We start from the raw sequence: 19,717 nt of genomic DNA on the forward strand, positions 1-19,717 counted from the left end.
AACCAGCCATATTCATTTGCTGCAAGTCCGGTATAACCATAATCCACCGCATTATCTCTGTATACATACCATTTTCCATCTTCTGCCATCTCATTTGCCAGTCCGTCTGCATGTGTCGGTTCCGGTTCCGGAATTATGATATTTCTGATTTCTACATCAAATGTAGCTGTCTTTCCTGCATATTTTACAGTAACTGTCTGCTTTTCTGTCACTTTACTGCTGTCAAAACCAGTTATGATTACTTTAGAAAGATCTACAACATCTTCGGTTCCATCTTCATAGGAAGCAGTAACTGTCATACCGGTTGTGTCAAATGACTCTCCCAGATCATATACCGTTTTTGTCGGTGCATTTACTTTAATTCCGGAGATTGCCACTGTCTTTGTACCTACCAATGCCGGTGCCATATTTTCTGCATTTTCAAAATTCTTTGCACCTTCTTTACTTACAAAGAAAATACGATTAGCTTTGTCAACCTGTTTGTCAACCACATTTACAGCCAGTGTAACACTGTCCTGTCCGGCTGATTTTGCCACTGCAACAAGTGATGTGACATCTGCGGTTGCTACAGTACCATTTGGTGTGCTGATCTGTCCAGGATCATTACTTACAATATCTCCAAGGTTAAATTCTTCTGAAATAATTACTCCATTTACATCTAAAATTGCCGGTTTATTTTTCCAGTTCAGAGTATTTTCTGTCCAGTCTGTATTTTCTGTCATGGCAATCTGAAGCTGTGCATCCAGGTTTGCAGCTTCATCATAACGTACACCCAGTAAAGTCATCTGCAATTTTACACGGTCAACCTGTGTAAGGTCAATCTGTGACACGTCAAATTTCAGATATGTGACTTTATTATCACTTCCGCCTGCTGTTCCCAATGTTCCTTTAGAGTCTGTTCCATAGGAAGTACGCAGGAAATTCTTTGCACCAAAGTCCGCTGTCTGATCTCCGCTCCAGCTGCCTGCAAATGTATCCTGTGACACAACGGTTCTGGATACTTCCACATCTTTTCCAGGAACCCTGTCAGATTCAATATTGATGGTAACCGTTTTCTGTGTGGAAGCACCATACTCATCCAATGCCTTAAACGTAATTTCTCTCTTTCCACTGTCACTGTCAGAGGTTTCCCATGTAAATGCGCCAGTTTCAGCATCAAATGATGCACCTTTCGGAAGTGCGCCGACAACCGATAAGGTCACGTTATTCTCTTCCGGATCAGTTGCATTTACCTGGAAAGAAACGGTTTCTCCTGCTTTCACATTAAATGGCTCGTTATCCGGATTTTCAAATACCGGTGCCGCATTTTTCTTAATATTTTCACCGTTTACAAGGAATGTAAAGTTTTTCACGCTGTCTGCAACGGTCAGATCAACCTGTGAATCATACTCTATCAGCTTTCCGCCCAGATACAGATTATCAATCGTTACATTATCAATGCTTTTGAATGAAAACGGTGTGTCCGCATCTTTAAACCAGCAATCCTTAAAGGTAACGTTCTTCGGATTAAACTGATTGAGGTCGTTTCCACTCGGAATATTTGCAACATTGTTTCCGTTATTTGCCGTAAAGGAACAATTATTAAATATCAGATTTTCATAATTTGGGGTACAGCCACTCGTACCGTTCTGAATACTCAGTGCACCGCCACCACCATTCGTTCCATAACCTGTAACATGCAATGTATTGACATTATTAAATGTGTAATCACGCATCTGATAGCTTCCGCCATCTGCTTTGAAGCGTGTATTGTGTCCCAGTCGGACTGCATTGGCAAAGGTGCTCCAACCCAATGTATTGCTGATATTTACATCTGTTGTATCGTCTGTATCCCACTGCAGTCTGTCTTTGTTGTAAATTGCCGCTGCTGCTGCAATGTTCTGATCTTCCGTAGACAGATTGTTTAAATCTTTCTTCTTCAGACGTCTCTGCGGGAATTCATTACTCGGATTATAGTGTCCGGATGCAAAGGTATCATCGTTGCCCATGGTAATTGCACCATTTAAATGAATTCCCTGTCCGCTTGTCAGATCCAGTCCATCCACCCAGGCATGCTGAAATGGGCTCAGACCTTTGATATTATTATAATTGATGTTTTTTACCGTGTGGCATTCCCAGTTCCACTGTTTTACATCTCTGACATAAGTATCATTAAACGTAATATTCTGAGAACGAACTACCATACTTCCGCCCTGATGAGGGCTCAGTTCCGCATCCGCTTTGTCCCAGCTGTAGTTATAAGTTCCCTGACCATCAATAATGCCCCGTCCGGAAACAGTAATGTTGGAGGAATCCCAGATGCCGATCGCTGGTTCCATCGCCTGTGTGCACTCCTGCAGACGATTTACAAGCAATGCATCTTCATCCAGATAGATATTCAGCTTTCCGTCTTTTCCATTTCCATCCCAGTTCTTAATGGACAGACCGGACCAGAGATATGTACCTGCCGGAAAATAAATTGTATCCAGTGTATCACTGTTTTTCACTTCTGCCAGTGCTGCCTGAAATGCTTCTGATACATCATTTTTCTGACGGACACGCTTGTTCGGGAACATAACCTTTTTTGCATCATAAGCCACATATGTTCCTTCCCCGTAGGACCAGGTGTACTCTTTCCCATCATTCATAGATGTATCTGTAACCGTACCTGCCTCTGTGCAAACTTCGCCTACGGTATCCGTAATCGGATGCTCCTGCAGATATTTTTCTGCAAAATCTTTAAAGTTCAGTACATTTGCCGCTGTCACATCCGGTTTATCTGTTTCTGTCGCATCATTAATAATTGCAAGCTGCGGTTTGCCATTGGTATCATTGATGCTGCCATTGATATTTACAATACAGTAACGTAAGTCTGCTGACATTTTAAATTTTACAGTTTTCTTATCTGTACTGATTTCAAAGGAATCTTCCGGATAATATCTTTCCGGTGATACATAGATACTGTCAATGGTTGACCCGTCTTTCATGGTTATCTCAAAAACCGGCTCCGCATCATCGGAAGAAAATCTTGCAATATCCATATGATAATGGCTTCCCGGATCCGTCTGTTTCTGATATTTATAAACAGAAACCGGTGTTCCGTTTACTTTTAACTCATACTTTGTAGATTCCTGATACTGTGCGGATCTCAGTACATCAGAATTTGCAACAATTGCGGATTCATCCACATCCGGTGTTGCCGGATCATCTCCGGTTTTTCCATAATCATGAATGTTTCCCCCGGTTTTATCCAGCACCTGTACTTTTTGGGCCACATTCTGACCTTCCTCCGCAAAAGCAGGTACAGGATACACCGTAACCGCCATTGCCGCTGCCATGGATAGTGCCATTACTCTGGCTGATATTTTTTTCCTTCTGTGTGAGTGTCTGTTCATTGTTCTCCTCCTTCTCCTTTTTCCATCCGCTTTCAGATCAGCATATTTTTCCATTTTTCTGTTACTTTGCAGTTTTTTCTTTCTTTTACATTATATTTCAACCGGCAGTCTGATTTTAAGAGGACTTTTTTTGTATTTCCTTTCATTTTTCACACAAAAAAAGCACATGGAAGTTTGCGTTTTCTTCCATGTACTTCTAAAAACTACCCGTTTTTTTCTGTTTTTACCCGTCAGTATCTTCCACATCGGATTTTTTCGGAAATCGAAGGGTAATTTTTGTACCCAGACCCGGTGCGCTACTGCAGGACAGTTCTGCATTTTTTTCATAAAAGAGCCAAAGCCGTGTCCTCACATTGGACAGACCGTAATGTTTTCCACTGTGTTCGGACAGGTTTTCTTCTGATAAAAGCGCCGGATCCATACCGACACCATCATCCTGCACTTCCAGAATAATCTGATCCTCCTGGATCCGCCCGGACAGGCGGATGGTTCCGCGACCGCCCTCTTTTTCATCGATTCCGTGCAGCACGGCATTTTCCAGGATCGGCTGCAGCGTGATCTTTGGAATCAGATATGGATAGATCTCCTCATCCACATCCACTTCAAACTGCAGCTTGTTCTTTTTACGCAGCACCTGGATCTCCATATAGGCCTGACACATGCGGATCTCCTCGCCGATAGTGATGATGTAAGCACCCCGGCTCAGCACCATCCGATAAAACCGTGACATGGCGGACAGCACTGCCCTTATATTATCCGTCTCACCTTTTACCGCCATCCAGTTCATCATGTCCAACGTATTATACAGAAAATGCGGACTGATCTGTGCCTGCAATGCATGCAGCTGCGCTTCGGATTTTTCCTTACCAAGTATATACTGCTCTTCCATCAGACGCTGGATCTGTTCCACCATGCCGTTATAACGCAGGATCAGACGCCCCAGTTCATCCCGGCACTCCGGCACATCAATGGGCTCCAGGATTCCCTGATCCACAGCCTCCATGGTCGTATCCAGCCGGTGTACCCGGCCAAGAAACTGCCGGCTGCCCAGTTGAAGCAGTACAAAAGTAAGTGCACAGATGATTCCATAACAGATCAGCATTTCCCGGATGATTCTGCCTGACTCCTGCACCAGAACATCCCGCGGCACCAGCGAAACCAGTGTCATACCGCCCTCCTGCAGCAAACCGCTGCGTACCATCCAGGCTCCATTGGTTTCATGTGTCTCCGAGACCGTTCCCTGCAACTTCGGCATCTGCAGATTCTGTGCCTGCTCGTTTCCACCGGATACAAGCACCGTCCCCTGTTCATCCAGCAGATACATGCTCTGCATGTGCATCACATTATTCATACTCTCTTTTACCGTATTTACCGGAATCATCACCGCCACGATGCCAAGCCGCTGCGTATACTGTTCTGTATTCCAGATCACACGGAAGTTTGCCAGATAACTCTTCCGCTGTCCATAGCGGTTCTTCTCCTGTATCACTTTCCAGGAATCACCGGCGGTCTGCTCCATCGTCTCCGCATCCACGCTCCACTTTGTCAGTTCACTCTCCGGGCGATAGCAGGTATTTCCGCTACCTGAAATCAAAAACTGATCCGGGATATAATACAGGATTGAGATATCATCGGAACTCATCTCCAGCTGATAAGTATAATCCGACAGTCTGTCAAACCTCTGCAGTTCATCTACCAGACTGTCCTGCTTATTACTGCGCAGGGCATCTCCCACTTCGTCTGATACCATAATAAGTGATGCGATTCGTTCCATCCGCTCCTGAATATTTTCAAAATTCTGTACGACACGATCATAGTTCTGATCCATGGTATACAGCTGCATCTGAATGGAACTGCATACCATACGATACATTGTGATCCCCAGTATCACCGTGATCGGCAGCACACAGACCCCCAGAAACAGCAGCAGCAGTTTCCTGGACAGTTTCCAGTGATAAAAAAATGGCAGCTTACGTCCTTGGTTCTTTTTCATAACGCTTCTCCATCTGTTTGCGATAATCGGTCGGTGACATGTGCTGATTCTCACGGAACGCCTTAGCAAAATAATTGCCATTGGAATAACCGCACTTTGCCGCAATCTCATCCACCGTATCATAAGTCTGTGTCAACAGTTCTCTGGCCCGCTCCATCCGCATCTCGCTGATATACTGCTTGATGGTCACAGATAGTTCCTGCTTGAACAGCTGGTTTAAATAGGTCACAGACAGATGAAACCGATCTGAGATCATCTGCCCTCCCAGGGTATTGTCCGATAAATTCCGGATACAAAATGTCCGGATATCGCTCACTAGCCGGCTGTAACGGTTCTGCTCTACCAGGCAACGCTCCATGCCATTCAAAAGCAAGTCAAACTGCTGTTCCGTCTCCCGGATGTTACTGGTGCGCTCCAGCTGCCGCATATAGGTCTCCACATCGGACTCTCCGACTGCCGTCAGGCTCTCCGGATAGTCATTTAAAATCTGACTGGCAAAGGTCCTTGTCAGCGCAATGATCTGTGCCCCCTCTGTCATAGCCTGTTTTTTCGTTGCAAACTGCTGCAGCAGTGCCTGGTACCACTCCCGGATACGCCATGGATTTTCCTTATATACCTGTAAAAATACCTGATAAATTCCCGGATCAATGTATTTCCGTTGTACCAGACGATCCACCTCCAGATAATGCACTTCCGGTTCGAAATATCCACGCTCCATGGCTATCTGTGCCAGTCGGCTGCTGTTGTATACACCAGACAGGGAATCCACAAAATACCCCACCGCAACCGTGTACTCTGTGTATTTGGATACAAACATCCTCAATTTCCGTAGAATCTCGGACTGACGTTTCTCTTCACAGGCAAACACAGCCACACACTGTTCCGCATCCGGCAGCCGGGTACTCAGAACAAACTCCGTACCCTCCGCAAAATACTGCTGCAAATATAGATCACACTGTGCATCATCCATTGCGGAACCCTGCTCCCAGATCCGAATACATAGATACCGTTCCTGACGGGTGCAGAAAAATCCACAGTTTCTGCAAAGTTCTTCCAGCTGCTCCTCTGTAACTCCCTTTTGCAGCATTGCCTGCAAAAAACGATTCTTCTGATATGCTTCGTTTTCCTTTCTCAGCTGGGTGTGTTCCTGATGCTTCTGAATCTTTCCCACCGCTTTTTCCAGTGCTTCCATTACTGCTTCCGGCTGAATCGGTTTTTCAATAAATGCCACCGCAGACAAATCTATCGCATCTTTCAGATACTCCGTCTGCATGTAACCGGTAATAAAAATGATCTTGCAGTCCGGTACCAGACGAATCGCTTCCCTGCAGAAATCAATGCCGTTTTTCTGCGGCATCCGGATATCCGTAATGATCAGATCCGGCAGATACCAGGACACAGTATGCAATGCCTCTTTTCCATTCTCCGCCTGCATGACATCATCAATGCCATACAGGTTCCAGGGAATCGTCTCTGCCAGTCCCTCTCTGGTATAGATATCATCATCTACGATAAGCAATTTCATGACTTCTCCTCCCAATACGCATCTAATTGCTGTTGCAAAATGTCCAGATACTGCTGTAATCCTGCTTCATACAATTTCCGGATTGCTGTCTGATAATCTTCCTCAATGTTGTCAGAGACCCCGCAGCACAACGGCAGCAGATAATCCCGGCGCACTTCCTCCAACCGGCTTTCAATCTCTTTCAGTCCATTATCTTCCCATGAAAAATCCATCAGCAGGTCATCCGGTGCGGTCTCACACAACTCCTCTGTCCGTTCCTGTATCTTCTGATATTCCTGTTCCCACTGCCTATCTTCCATATACTCCGGCTGTTCCAGAGTAAAATCCACACACCCCGTCCAGTATGAAAATAAATTTTCCTCCGGAATATTTTCATGGGAAACCTCACCATCCTTCAGCTCATAATGAATTCCCGATACACCCTGCCGGATCAGTGTGTAAAACTTCTCATCCGTATGCAGTTTTTCCAACAGCTTCACCGCCATCTCCGGCTCTTTGCATTTGGAGGATATCGAAATGCAGGACACCTCTTTTCCCTGCTTTCTTTTTGTAATATTCCCATTGTTCATCTGATAAGAGAAAAATCCATACATCCACTCCGGATGTTTGCGATACAAAGCCGGAACATAACTACTATTCACGGTCCAGATCGGTGCATTCGTCTCACACGGCTTTTCATCTGCCAGCATCATCTCAAGAGCTGTCACCCCTTCATTATCCAGGGAAGCCAGTATTCCCGGATTCAAAATGCCATCTACATACCACTGATGCAGTACATCCAGCGTCTTCCGGAACTCCGGTGTCTCAAACCGGCTGATCACAGTCCGGCAACTCTCCCGGTCTGTCACTGCATAGGGAACTGTCTCCAATGTTCCGATCTCCTCATACTTTTCATTATTCAGATACCACAGCGCATTCCATGCACGGTTGTCCGTGATCAGCGCCGCATCCTGATATCTTCCGTCCGCTTTTGCCGCATACAGATACTGCTGCATGCTGTCAAAGTCTGTCACCTCCGGCAGATTCCATTCCTCCAGCAAATCTGTCCGGTAGAAAAATCCTCCACCGGTGTCGCTGATGGTATCTTTGTTAAACTGTGGAATGCCATACAGACCACCGTTCCACTCAAGATTCGTCAGATAATCCTCCCGATAGGACTCATAATGTGCAAACAGCTCCGGTACCACGTCCCGATAAGCATTCAGATTTAGAAATGCTCCCTTCGCCACCTGCTGATAATAATCTGAAAAATTTCCATTTGAGATAAAATCATATTTCCCGGATGCGATAGCCATGTTCAACTGGGAACGCTCATCCCCCCACGGGATATAATCAAACCGCAGATGACATCCCAGTTCCTCTGTCATGGCATCCAGCTCCTCATAAAATTCGTCCATTCCATTTTCCGGCAATTGTCCAAGAGTGATTGCCTTCAGTGTTACATAGTTGCCCGTCTGTGCGTCATTGCTGTCCGTCTGCTTTTTGCTGTTGTCCCCTGCCTGTCCACAGGCCGACAGACACATTAACACTGCCACAAGCAACACTACGAGTATCTGCTTTGCTCTTCCCATTATTTCTTCTCCTGTTTTTCCACTTTTCCTCTATTGTAAAAAAACATAATTTATCTGTCAATTCAAGAAATATCATTCGTAAAGGAGCCTTAGCACAAAAAATCCCCACACAGATTTCTCTGCATGGGGATTTGTATTCTATTTGCTCTTTTTCCGATGGATATACATCCAACTGTCTGCATAATCCATTCGTTCCTGTTCCGACATCTTCACATACTGGGTATATTCCAGTTTCACCGGCTGCATCATCACACCGTTGCACTTGAAACATTCCACAGAAGCCCGTCTTGAAACAGTACGCATCCACCCGCATTCCGGGCAAATGAACAAACGCATCATTCTGTTGTATCCTCCGTTGAACCGGATCCATCATCGGTTGTCTGTGTTCCGTTTCCAAAGAATTCATCCTGTCCGCTGAAACGGTTATCCGCCTTCCATTCTGCCGTATATCCGCTCACATCCACAATGTGTTCGCTGTACTTTTTAACAGTCTCAGACGGTGTATAATTGTCTGTGCCATACAGTCTCTTGTGCAGCTCGATAACATTACTCTCCAGATCACATGGTGCTACCACGCTTCCGATGCTCTTGCTCGGAGTAAAGGTATCTTTGCTGTACGGGAATCCACCACTGTTTGCCATATCATATTTGATCATGACAGTTGCCATGCTGATAATGTCCTTCTTGTCCAGATCTGTAGAAATCTGCGGAAATACAGTATTGATCAGGCTGTTTAACTCTGGCAGACTTGCAGATTTTGCCTTCTTGATCATCTCTGTCAGAACACGGCGCTGACGCTCTGCCCGTTTGTAATCATCACCTGCTGTATAACGGATACGTGCATAAGATACTGCCTGTACACCGTTTAAGGTCTGCAATCCGGTATGTTCTACTTCTTCATCACTTCCGCCTACATACTGGCTGGTGTAAGATACATAATCATTCAGATATTTACGCTCTTCCTCACTCTCAACATCAATATCTACACCACCGAGAATATCAATCGCCTGTGCAACCGCTTTGAAATCAAAGGCTACATAATTATCGATATCAATATCCAGGTTACGGTTCAGCATCGTCACTGCCTGCTCCGGTCCACCGTATGCGTAAGCCGCATTGGCTTTCTGGAACTTCTCCTCCTGTCCCTCACCGGCAACATTCAGATAGGTGTCACGATATACAGACATCAGACTTACTTCATGCGTATCATTGTTGATATTCATCAGCATGATCACATCACTGTTACCGGACTCGTAAACACCCTGTTCACGGTTGTCCAGACCAAAACATGCAATAGTAGTATATCCTTCAAATGTTTTCTGAGTTTCTTCGGAAACCTCATTTTTTCCAACCTTTGTATTATCCAGTTTCTTTGATTTGATCAGATCCAGTTTACTGTACACAAACAGTGCACCTGCAACCAGGATCAAAATAATAATCTCAATAATAAATAGAATCAGTTTTCTTTTTCTTCTCTGTCTCTTGGAATTTTTTTTAGTTCTTGCCATTTTTTATCTCCGTGTTTTCTTCGTCAACTCTTACCATTCAACGTTTGTAACTGCCCCGCCGGGACATGGCAGGACTATGCACGGTCAATTTTTTACATGCATGAAAATATCATACTCCAAGGACTATAAAAACTCAACTATTTATTTTCTTAAATTTTTTTAAACACTGCGGAACCGGTCGGCAATGATTTCTGCATCAGTTCATATACATCCTGACAGAATTTCTCTGTATGTTCAAACACAAGGATGTCAAAACGTGCATCCTTCTGCAGCTCATCTCTATCTCTCATGCGCATTGCAAAAATATACTCCCGGTTCCCGCCATCTACCAGACTTCCTGCCGGTGTCATGATATGATACTCCGGTGCATTTGCGTATGTACCGAAGAATCTTGCATCTTCCGCATTCGCCATATAGATCACACCATAATGCGGATCCGGCTCACCCTCGCCAAACGGACGCTCAATATCCGCTTCTGTCATGGGAAGCCATTCCAACTGTTCTTCATCCCACTTACAACAGGCATAAAACAATGCCAGATCAAAATTGCTGGTGAATTCCAGCCATTCCTCCGGACCGCCGGCACATTCTTTTCTGATCCCCGGAATATATTTGTCCGCAACATCGTACTTCTGCAGATTTTTTCCTGTCGGTGCATATGCATTTTCACCCCGGAAATAATTAGGCAGAGAAAACTGCTTGGTAAAGGTGCCATTCGGCAAAATGATACTCTGATTCATCTCATACCTGCGGCGGTCTTCCAGCGAAAGAATACCCTGCGTCGGTGTCCACGGAATCCCCTGACGTGCACAGGCATCGAGTTCCAGATTTAACAATAATGCTTTTTTTCGTTCCAACTGCTGTGACAAATGCATTTCTGCAATGTCCCTGATAGATACTCTCTTTTCCATCTCTTTTCTCCTAACATTGTAATATTCTTCTCAGAATCTCTGCAACATTCTGATTTGCAACTATTTTATCAATCTAGTCGTATTTTTCAAGAGACTTTTACATAATTGTTTAACATCTGCTCACCTGTCGACAGCATTCGACACGATTTCGACAAAATCCGACACGGATTCGACAGCAACGCGCATAGAAAACCACAAAAAAACTCCGGTGAGAATTTTACTTCCCACCGGAGTTTTCGATACATATTTATCTTATTTTATGCTATGTCTGTCTGAATGTCCGATATCGGGCATTTCTTTTAAGGAACACACATCCGAGCATCCTGTCAACAAAAAATCCTGCTCCAGGCATTAGCCTTCGATAGAGATGAATTTATTTTTCTCCTCTACGGCCTTCTGTTCCTTCTTCGGAACGATGAAGCTCAGGATACCATTTTCATATTTCGGATGGATATCCTCTACATCAACGTGCTCGCCTACATAGAAGCTTCTGCTCATTCCGCCTGCATAACGCTCGCGTCTTACATATTTTTTCTCTTTGTTCTCTTCATCTTTATCAAGACCTTTCGCTGCGCTCACGGTCAGTGTACCATTCTCCAGCTTCATGGTAATCTCGTCCTTCTTGAAGCCCGGAAGATCAATATCTACTTCATATCCGTTCTCGGTATCTTTAACATCAGTCTTCATCAGATTTTTTGCATGTTTACCATACAAAGCTTTCTCAATATTTGCACTGTCTGTAAAATCCGGGAATGCAAAGTCGTTCATAAAATCATCAAATAAGTTTTCTCCAAAAATTCTAGGCATCATCATAGGTCATTACTCCTTTCAGTAACTATATTTTGTGCACATTCGGAGAATCCGAAGTGTTGATTACTTGAGCAACCGGATTTGAGATCTGCGGAACTTTTCTGTGTTCCTTTTATCTCTCTTCCTTTGTTCTAGCTGTAATATAGCACTTATTATTAGCCATGTCAAGCATCGAGTGCTAATTATTTTGTGAAAAATTTGTGAACGCTACGAGCCATGCACATTTACGTGAAAGAGCCATCTTTCAAGCTTGCTTGATAAAGATGGCTCTTTCATGGAAATGTATAGGGCGACAGCCCGACAGCGAGGGAAGTCTTTCCCGAGCTGTGCATGGCGGCTGCCACTACTTCACAGGGATTTTTCACTTACTCTCGCACTCAATTTTCTTGGTTTGACCACATTTTTACGACAAATTCTTGGAAAAATATATTCGTCTGATTTTCTTACCACGCCGGATTTGATATAAGTCCCATCTCATATTTGTAGCCAAATCATCTACTGAAAGTATTTTTTTACAGAAAACGCATTATCTCCCTTCCGTACTTTTTACATAAATAGTGCTTCGCGCCGCACCCTCTTTTCTTAAATAACCGTCCTTAACCATATTCAGCAAGATAGCTCTGGCTCTACGATGTTTTACATCTAAAATCTGTACTGTTTCAGCAGTAGTAATAGAGCCATTTTCCAATACATATTTATAGATTTGTTGTTCCTGTTCACTATCCGGCATTTTCTCAGTCGTATCTGGCACTTCATTGCCACTATTCGGCACTTTTTTCATATTATCTGGCACTATTTCTGTTTTATCCGGCACTTTATTGTCACTATCTGGCATTTTGTCAATAGTATCCGGCACTTTAATGGCATTATTGAGGTCATTGAGGTCAACAATGCCGTCAACCTGTCTTCGATAAATATTGATACGCAAATCAACTTCGCCACCAATAAACTCCGGCTCCTGCAGTCCGGCAGCTTTTACTTTGTCTATAATTCTCGGAATACCGCTTCCCCAATGCTCAATCAGATTCATGTAAGCAAACGCATGAGCAAGAGCTTCATTTCTAATTTTAGAATAACCTTCTTTCATACGCTCCATCGTTTGTCCCATTGGCAGCTTTCCTGGGGAAGTAATTTCTAATCGATTGTCATATACCGCCACCTGTATCGTACCATGATCCAGATAACTACGATGTACCATAGCATTAATAATCAACTCACGAATGGCATCCGGTGGAATCTCATAAACGTCCTGGCGATAAATTCCCACAATAGTAGCACCCAAATGAATATTTCTCAAAACAAACTGAAATGCTTCGTCTATCTGCTCCCAAAGCGGACCGGTATATTCTCTACGGTCAACAAATACTGCTTAAATCTTGAATATTATCTTCACTTATTTTCATGGAATCATACAATCCTGCCGTCTGTAAAAAATCAGCAAATACATTAGCTTTATCGTAAACTATATTGGATGGCATTGAATCGAAAACATTATGTCTCACTTTGTTTTCTCCTTTACTACCTCATTTACAGGCACTTTCTCCTCATATTCCTGTTTCAATTCCTCTGCCAAATACGCATCGCTCATGCAGTGCATATCAGAAACACCATCACGGATCAGCTGATAGACCTGGGAATGATAAAAGAAATCCAATGCCGCATCCAGTGAAAGTCCCTGCTGTTTGGCAAAGCACTCAATGACACGACTATATTTTTTCTGAAGTAAAATCGGATTTGCTGTCATAGTGTTTCACTCCCTTCAAAATGCAACAGAGACAATGCTTTCTCTGTGCGGAAACATATTTGCAGGTTCGGCTTTTCATAACGCAGGCGATTGATAGCTTCCGCCTTATCAATCAGCCCATCAAAGAACAGCTCCACAGTATTGAACACCTTATCATTAGCAACACCACCCACAACAAGGTCATAATCTGTCGAATCTTTTCCGCTGCGGCAGTTCAGAATGAAATCCAGCCATTCTTCAGAATAAGAATCGAATTTCAGCGTTTTCAGCTCGTTTTCTTGGCTTTCATCGTATTCATACCGGGAGATAATGCCATCTTTCCCACGGCGTTTGAATTTACCGCACCACTTCGCAGCCTGTTCATACAGCGGCGTGACATAAAAGCCACGCCCAAAATCTACGTTAGGGCGGGAATGAGCCAAATCCGGCTTTACAATCTCTAAGAAAGAACCATGATAGAGAATCATACTTCCACACCCCTTTCTTTCATCAGATCAAGGAGGTCATCAACGATATATTCCCGGCTCTGGGTATGCAACACTTCATATTCTGGGACAATATATCCGTTCAGAATGTCACTCTGTTCGGTAAATGCCTGATAAACACGTTCTGCATCCACCCCCAGCTTTGCCGCTACATTTTCAATGCAAAATACAGCAAACTCTAGCTCACTGGAATTTTTGATTTTTTCATCCGTCATCATACGCAAGTCCTCCTTACTTTATTTTAGTCAAAACATCCTTGGAAATTGCATAATTCTTCTTGCCATCCAGTACCAAATGTTTCTGTCTTGCTAAAAATGCAAAATCCAATCCCATTTCCAGAATAAATTTTTCCAATTCCCTTCTATAACTTGAAATGCCAAATTGGCATTTCAAAACCACACTAACTGCTTACTGTTATATTACCCTATTTTTCTCATTATTCCTACTGCTATTTCATGTTCTCACATAATAATGAGGTTGCAATCCACGACCTTACCACCTTCATTTAAATATAAATCAATTCCTTGAGAATAATCTCTTCCGCAATCGCTCTGTGTTGATTATCAGCTCTTACCCATGCCATTTGATCTACAGGACAAAAATCGATTTCCATTATCAAGAGTTGAGTGCTAATTTTTTTTGAAATTTTTTGAGAGGAAATTCATCGTAATTTCCTCTCAAAAAGAGCAAAGCGTCAGCAGGTGTACTCTGTCCAGAACAAAGCACTTCTGCTGACGCTTTCTTTTATCTCTTTTTCATCCATTTATTTTTTTACAGCGGACACCTTCCCGACGGAAATAATTTCAGATCAAATCTTCTGATATTCTCCTTATAACGACACGCATAGGGTACATCATTCAACTACTCCGCTATGTACAATGTGATACGTCGGGTATCTCAAAACCATACTATTTAATAAAATAGCCTGCTGCACGGATTTCTTTGGATCTCATATTCTCTACATATACATAATAAGTACCTGTGGTCTCGCAGTTAAATGTCTTTGTAACCTGATGCATTCCGTTGACATAAAGCATCGAACCATCCGGTCTGCGGATACCGACATGATGATATCTGTCATCATATACATAGCAGGAAACAACAATAGTGGAACCAGCTTTTTTGATAAAAGCACCTGAACGTACAAAATTATTTCCCGGTATTTTCCAGTCAAAATTTTTCTGTACACTCAAGGGATCTAATAACTCATCGTCATAAACAATCGCATTGTTCCATTTCTCCTCATCTACCTGATCTGCCGGAATTACATATTCCTCTAAATCATCAGCATCTGAAATATCCGCTTCCTGCACTCTGGTCTCACGATACATATCATTCTGCTGCTCTACCACCTGTGTACTGGATGCAAATGCTGTTACGGAACTGCCGATTACCAAAGCCAGTGCCAATATTACACTTACTCCGGTTTTCTTCCCTGCTTTCTGCCATCTAATCATATACTCCACTCTCTTTCCCAATGACTGCTCACTGTTTAATTGAGAAACAAAAGCAGGTAATTGCTCAGAACGGTTTTCCTCCTGACTGAATCGCAGCAGAAGATCAAAATATTTTCTGGCATGTCCACCTAAGAAATGGCTGCACACGTGAATGTCACAGGAAATATCGCCCCATGCATCCAAATCATCCAGATAAAGCCGAAGGATTGGATTAAACCAGTTTACCAGAACAATAAGCAAAGCAAGTTTCTTTCCCAGATTATCCCTGCGCACAATATGCGTACCTTCATGCATCAATACAAGCTCAATGTCTTTCATCGGATAATTTAATGCTTTGAATACTATTACATGGTGAAAAACACCCATCACACAGGGAGAATCTATGGTATAGTTCGTACAAAATCTGACCTTTTTCCAATTTTTCCCTGGATATAGCTTTTACAAGACTGCACGATACTCCTCTCCGTGAAAAGGAATGTTTTTCCTGCAGATCCATCTGTACTTTTTCCATTTTTTCAAATAATGCAAACCAACACAGAGCATTCCTGAGAACCAGATAAGCAGGCAACACTGCATAACCTCATAAATCACCTGATTTCCCAAAAATCCATCGCCAAGAGTATTTGCACCAAATCGTACAAAACACTTACATCTGATATAGATATATCCCAACGGCACAATATAAAACAACAATACCAGCCGATACAGCGGATATATAATCCGTATTGCATTATATTTCTTTGCGACCAGTGCCAGAAGTTTACACAACAGATATGCAACCGTACCGGTCAGCGAATTCAAAACAATTACATAAAAGAAAAAATTAATCCAGTTCATCCATTAAGCTTCTTAAATCTTTCAGATTTTCCTCTGAATTTTTTTCTTTCTCACCCTTTACAAACAATGCTGAAAGAAACTCTGTCGGTGTTCCCGGTTCTCCCCAGTAATGAACTAACTCATCCATCTGAGATGAACGGTATTCTTCCTCTGTTACTTCCGGATGATAAAGAAAAACTTTTCCAGATCTGCGCATGGTAAGATAGTTCTTTCTCACCAGGTGTGCCAGATAGGTAGAAATTGTCTGCGGTCTCCAGTTTTTATCAAACCGCTCATTCACCATTGCTACCAACTGTGATAAGGCCAGTTCTTCTGGTGTATCCCAGATACATTTCATTATCAACATCTCAATATTTGTTAAATCATTCTCCAGCATAGCCATTCCTCCTGATAGATTCCTTATAAACCTATATCTTTTTCTTTTGTTTTTGCAAATCAGACACTGTGCTACAATATGATAGGTCTATCCCGATTTCTGGTATTACAAGTTACACAGCGTTTCATTCGCTGCGCTCATTGTACCATGTCACTATTTGTTTGACAACAAAAGAAAGTATGAATACTGCTATACTATGAATTCTTTTAAAAATAACACCTACGATATTAAAATGTTGAACATGAAGTTTGTTCTGAATCTTACAAACTTTTGTTTCATCACCTCTTGTTACGATTCAAGTATAGCATAGCCTACATGGCTTATTCAACTAATTCTGTCAGATTAAATTAGTGTTTATATGTGTTGTTTTAGTCCTCTTCTGACTGATGTCGCAACACAACAGCAGAATATTTTGGAAGCGTCAGTTTCAGATAGCTTCTTTCTACCTGATAGGTTACCGGTGCCATGGAATAATTGTCTTCCGAAGAATACATGATCTGTGTCATCTGACAGGAAGACGGTACACCGGCTCCACACACGCCAATCTCCATACTTCTTGTATAACCATCGTTATTTACTACAATGATAAACTGCTGTGCCCGGTTAAATCTCGCATAGCAGAGGATATTTCGATCTCCGCGCAAAAACTTGACAGAACCGGTGCGAAGTGCAGGATTTTCCCGATGAATCCGAATCATATCCCGATGAAAACGGATCAGAACTTTATCCTCTTTTCCCCACGGATACGTTCTGCGGTTATCCGGATCCGTAAATCCGCACAGACCTGCTTCATCTCCATAATACAGTGTCGGAGCACCCGGCCAGGTCATCTGAATGACAACTGCCTCTTTCATGATCCCTTTATTAACACCTTCCGAAGCTGCCTGTGTTCCCAGATTTGCCGCCCGTCCCACCTTATGGTTTGTTCTGGTCAGGAAGCGGGAATGATCATGATTGGACAGCTGGTTCATTGCACACTGCAGAGAGGATGTTGCAAAACTTGCCATATAGTGTGTCATGGTATTCTCATAATTTTCTATATTGCCCAGCATATAGTCTTTATATTCATCACTGTGTTTTTCCATACCGGTCAGGAACCAGGTCATCGGCTCCATAAAAGCATCATAGTTCATGACGCTGTCCCACTGATCACCCTGCAGCCAGTCTTTCGGATCGCCGTAATGTTCTGCCAGGATCAGTGCTTCCGGGTTTGCCTCTTTTACCACGTTACGGAACTTTTTCCAGAACAGGTGGTTATACTCCTGGCTGTGTCCCAGATCAGCTGCCACATCCAGACGCCAGCCGTCTGCATTGTATGGCGGAGATACCCATTTTTTCGCCACATTGAGAATATAGGCTTCCAGTTCCGGAGACTCCTCATAATTCAACTTTGGCAAAGTATCGTGTCCCCACCAGCCCTCGTATGTCAAATTATCCGGAAATGCGTTGTCATTCTGGAAATGGAAATAACTATGGTATGGGCTGTCCTTTGTTGCAAAAGCACCTGGCTCAAAGTCTTCTGCATCATCGTATATTTTTTCCCGATCCAGCCATTTGTTAAAGGATCCACAGTGATTGAACACGCCATCCAGAATGACACGCATGCCACGGCGGTGCGCCTCCTCGACCAGTTTGATAAATAACTGGTTGCTGGCCTCCAGATTTTTCTTATTTGTTACACGGGCCTTATACAGAGAAGCCTGGCGATTGTCGCAGCAGTCCTGCGGCATCGGTTCGCCGCCATCCTCTACGATCACACCAAAATGTGGATCGATATAGTCGTAATCCTGTGTATCATACTTGTGACTGGATGCGGACACAAACAACGGATTGAAGTAGAGCACTTCCACACCAAGTTCTTCCAGATAATCCATTTTGGACAGTACACCTGCCAGATCACCACCATAGAAGTTTGCCACGTCGAAATCTTCCGGACATTTATCCCAGTTTTCTACCTGCTTTGTCTGACGGTTGATGTAATAATATTCACCGGTTTTCACGTCATTGGAGGTATCTCCGTTACAGAAGCGATCGGTAAAAATCTGATACATAACCGCACCTTTTGCCCACTCCGGCGTAGAAAATCCCGGAATGATGCAAAACTCGTACTGTGGCCGGAAATCTCTGGATACACCTGCCCGGTCATAGGTACAGCGCAGCATACCGGATATAATTTCAAAATGATATTTGTACTGTTCCTCACCGACACGGATTTCCGCCTCATAATAGTCAAAATCACGATCACAATCTGTCAGATACATTTCAATGTGCTCATCTTCATGGCAGAGCACCACCAGGTCCACATTATCGGCAGCGGTCCGGAAACGAATTTTCACGGTGTCACCGGCCTTTGGTTCCGGCGGCATCCGGTAATCTGCTGTTCCATCAGAGAATAACGCCCGCTTTCTCAGAATCGGCCGCATCTGCAGAATATAATTTTCCACACTGTTAAATTTCTGTACTGAATCATATGTCATTTCTTTTCCCTCGGTAAATACTTATTTTTAAATATCAAATCTTGATCACACGGATTGCTCCGTGCTTTGCACTCCCACAATTCTTCCCGCTATTCGCATATCGTGGGATAAAAATCCCACTTTTATGCTCATATCGGGGCGTGCCCCAAGGTCATTCATCCACCCTTGTGCAAGCACAGGTGGACTCAGACCTTTTGACACTGTAATCATATTATTATACACTATTTTAATCTGTATATTGCTACTACTTTTTCTATCATACTATTAATGCAAACAGTAGCATCTTATATGTTTTTTAATATTATTTGTTACACATAGTGTGCTTTATCAGCCAACATTATAGAAACAGAACACACATTTTACATAACATAAGAAATCGGGAAATCTTTTCTCGGCAAGCGATTTAGCGAGTGACTGATTTTCACAAGGTTTTGCGCGAGTGGGAGGCGACCAGCTTCTATAGGAGCCGGGAACGAGCGCGATGAAACCGCAGTGAAATGAAGGTAACGAGTGACTAGCTGCTGAGAAAAGATTTCCCGATTTCGTATTATCTCAAAACGTTCCGTTTAACCACAAAAAATAAAAGAGACAGCCAATCGATCTGCTGTCTCTTTCAAAAGGAGAAGGTATTTTTTACTATGGGGGTAGC

General features: G+C 43.2%; 15 protein-coding genes and 1 pseudogene. All 16 read right to left on the minus strand.

All coding sequences use genetic code 11. From position 1 onward, the window contains the following. Nucleotides 1-3,374, minus strand: a 3,374-nt coding sequence (locus HMPREF0373_RS15900; protein ID WP_049946797.1) for a DNRLRE domain-containing protein, incomplete at its 3' end; no start/stop codon positions are given. A gap of 223 nt (nt 3,375-3,597) precedes the next feature. Next, on the minus strand, nt 3,598-5,367 hold the full coding sequence (locus HMPREF0373_RS02420; protein ID WP_021737980.1) for a cache domain-containing sensor histidine kinase: 1,770 nt from the start codon (nt 5,365-5,367) through the stop codon (nt 3,598-3,600). Further along, nucleotides 5,345-6,892 carry a response regulator transcription factor gene (locus HMPREF0373_RS02425; RefSeq protein WP_021737981.1) on the minus strand — a complete coding sequence of 516 codons (1,548 nt, stop codon included), beginning with the start codon at nt 6,890-6,892 and terminating at the stop codon, nt 5,345-5,347. Before HMPREF0373_RS02425 ends, HMPREF0373_RS02420 begins: the two co-directional genes overlap by 23 nt. Beyond that, nucleotides 6,889-8,463 (minus strand): extracellular solute-binding protein, encoded by a 1,575-nt coding sequence (locus HMPREF0373_RS02430; RefSeq protein ID WP_021737982.1) that lies wholly within the window; start codon nt 8,461-8,463, stop codon nt 6,889-6,891. Before HMPREF0373_RS02430 ends, HMPREF0373_RS02425 begins: the two co-directional genes overlap by 4 nt. A gap of 138 nt (nt 8,464-8,601) precedes the next feature. Then, complete coding sequence (locus tag HMPREF0373_RS02435; RefSeq protein WP_021737983.1) at nt 8,602-8,802, minus strand: hypothetical protein; 201 nt, start codon at nt 8,800-8,802, stop codon at nt 8,602-8,604. Continuing rightward, nucleotides 8,799-9,971, minus strand: coding sequence for an LCP family protein (locus tag HMPREF0373_RS02440; protein ID WP_021737984.1), 1,173 nt, complete (start codon nt 9,969-9,971; stop codon nt 8,799-8,801). The genes HMPREF0373_RS02435 and HMPREF0373_RS02440 overlap by 4 nt, the downstream gene beginning before the upstream one ends. A gap of 149 nt (nt 9,972-10,120) precedes the next feature. Further along, on the minus strand, nt 10,121-10,882 hold the full coding sequence (locus HMPREF0373_RS02445; RefSeq protein WP_021737985.1) for a hypothetical protein: 762 nt from the start codon (nt 10,880-10,882) through the stop codon (nt 10,121-10,123). 351 nt (nt 10,883-11,233) lie between these two features. Further along, on the minus strand, nt 11,234-11,695 hold the full coding sequence (locus HMPREF0373_RS02450) for an Hsp20/alpha crystallin family protein (RefSeq protein ID WP_021737986.1): 462 nt from the start codon (nt 11,693-11,695) through the stop codon (nt 11,234-11,236). Between the two features lie 523 nt (nt 11,696-12,218). Then, the gene (locus HMPREF0373_RS02455; RefSeq protein ID WP_341348889.1) at nt 12,219-12,959 is read right to left on the minus strand and encodes an ATP-binding protein; all 741 of its coding nucleotides are present in this window, start codon (nt 12,957-12,959) and stop codon (nt 12,219-12,221) included. A 231-nt stretch (nt 12,960-13,190) separates the two neighbouring features. Next, nucleotides 13,191-13,436: a DUF3791 domain-containing protein gene (locus HMPREF0373_RS02460; RefSeq protein WP_021737989.1), complete on the minus strand. Its 246-nt coding sequence runs from the start codon at nt 13,434-13,436 to the stop codon at nt 13,191-13,193. After that, nucleotides 13,433-13,903, minus strand: a complete 471-nt coding sequence (locus HMPREF0373_RS02465; RefSeq protein WP_021737990.1) for a DUF3990 domain-containing protein — start codon at nt 13,901-13,903, stop codon at nt 13,433-13,435. Before HMPREF0373_RS02465 ends, HMPREF0373_RS02460 begins: the two co-directional genes overlap by 4 nt. Continuing rightward, nucleotides 13,900-14,139 carry a DUF3791 domain-containing protein gene (locus HMPREF0373_RS02470; protein WP_021737991.1) on the minus strand — a complete coding sequence of 80 codons (240 nt, stop codon included), beginning with the start codon at nt 14,137-14,139 and terminating at the stop codon, nt 13,900-13,902. Before HMPREF0373_RS02470 ends, HMPREF0373_RS02465 begins: the two co-directional genes overlap by 4 nt. A 690-nt stretch (nt 14,140-14,829) precedes the next feature. Then, nucleotides 14,830-15,780 (minus strand): annotated as a pseudogene (locus HMPREF0373_RS02475) (M56 family metallopeptidase); the annotation flags it as partial. 36 nt (nt 15,781-15,816) lie between these two features. Beyond that, the gene (locus HMPREF0373_RS02480; protein ID WP_021737995.1) at nt 15,817-16,215 is read right to left on the minus strand and encodes a hypothetical protein; all 399 of its coding nucleotides are present in this window, start codon (nt 16,213-16,215) and stop codon (nt 15,817-15,819) included. Next, nucleotides 16,202-16,591: a BlaI/MecI/CopY family transcriptional regulator gene (locus HMPREF0373_RS02485; protein WP_044962619.1), complete on the minus strand. Its 390-nt coding sequence runs from the start codon at nt 16,589-16,591 to the stop codon at nt 16,202-16,204. Before HMPREF0373_RS02485 ends, HMPREF0373_RS02480 begins: the two co-directional genes overlap by 14 nt. Nucleotides 16,592-16,959: 368 nt before the next feature. Next, on the minus strand, nt 16,960-19,068 hold the full coding sequence (locus HMPREF0373_RS02490) for a glycoside hydrolase family 13 protein (protein ID WP_021737997.1): 2,109 nt from the start codon (nt 19,066-19,068) through the stop codon (nt 16,960-16,962). Nucleotides 19,069-19,717 lie beyond the last annotated feature (649 nt).

The sequence above is a fragment of the Eubacterium ramulus ATCC 29099 genome, assembly GCF_000469345.1.
Taxonomy (GTDB): domain Bacteria; phylum Bacillota; class Clostridia; order Lachnospirales; family Lachnospiraceae; genus Eubacterium_I; species Eubacterium_I ramulus.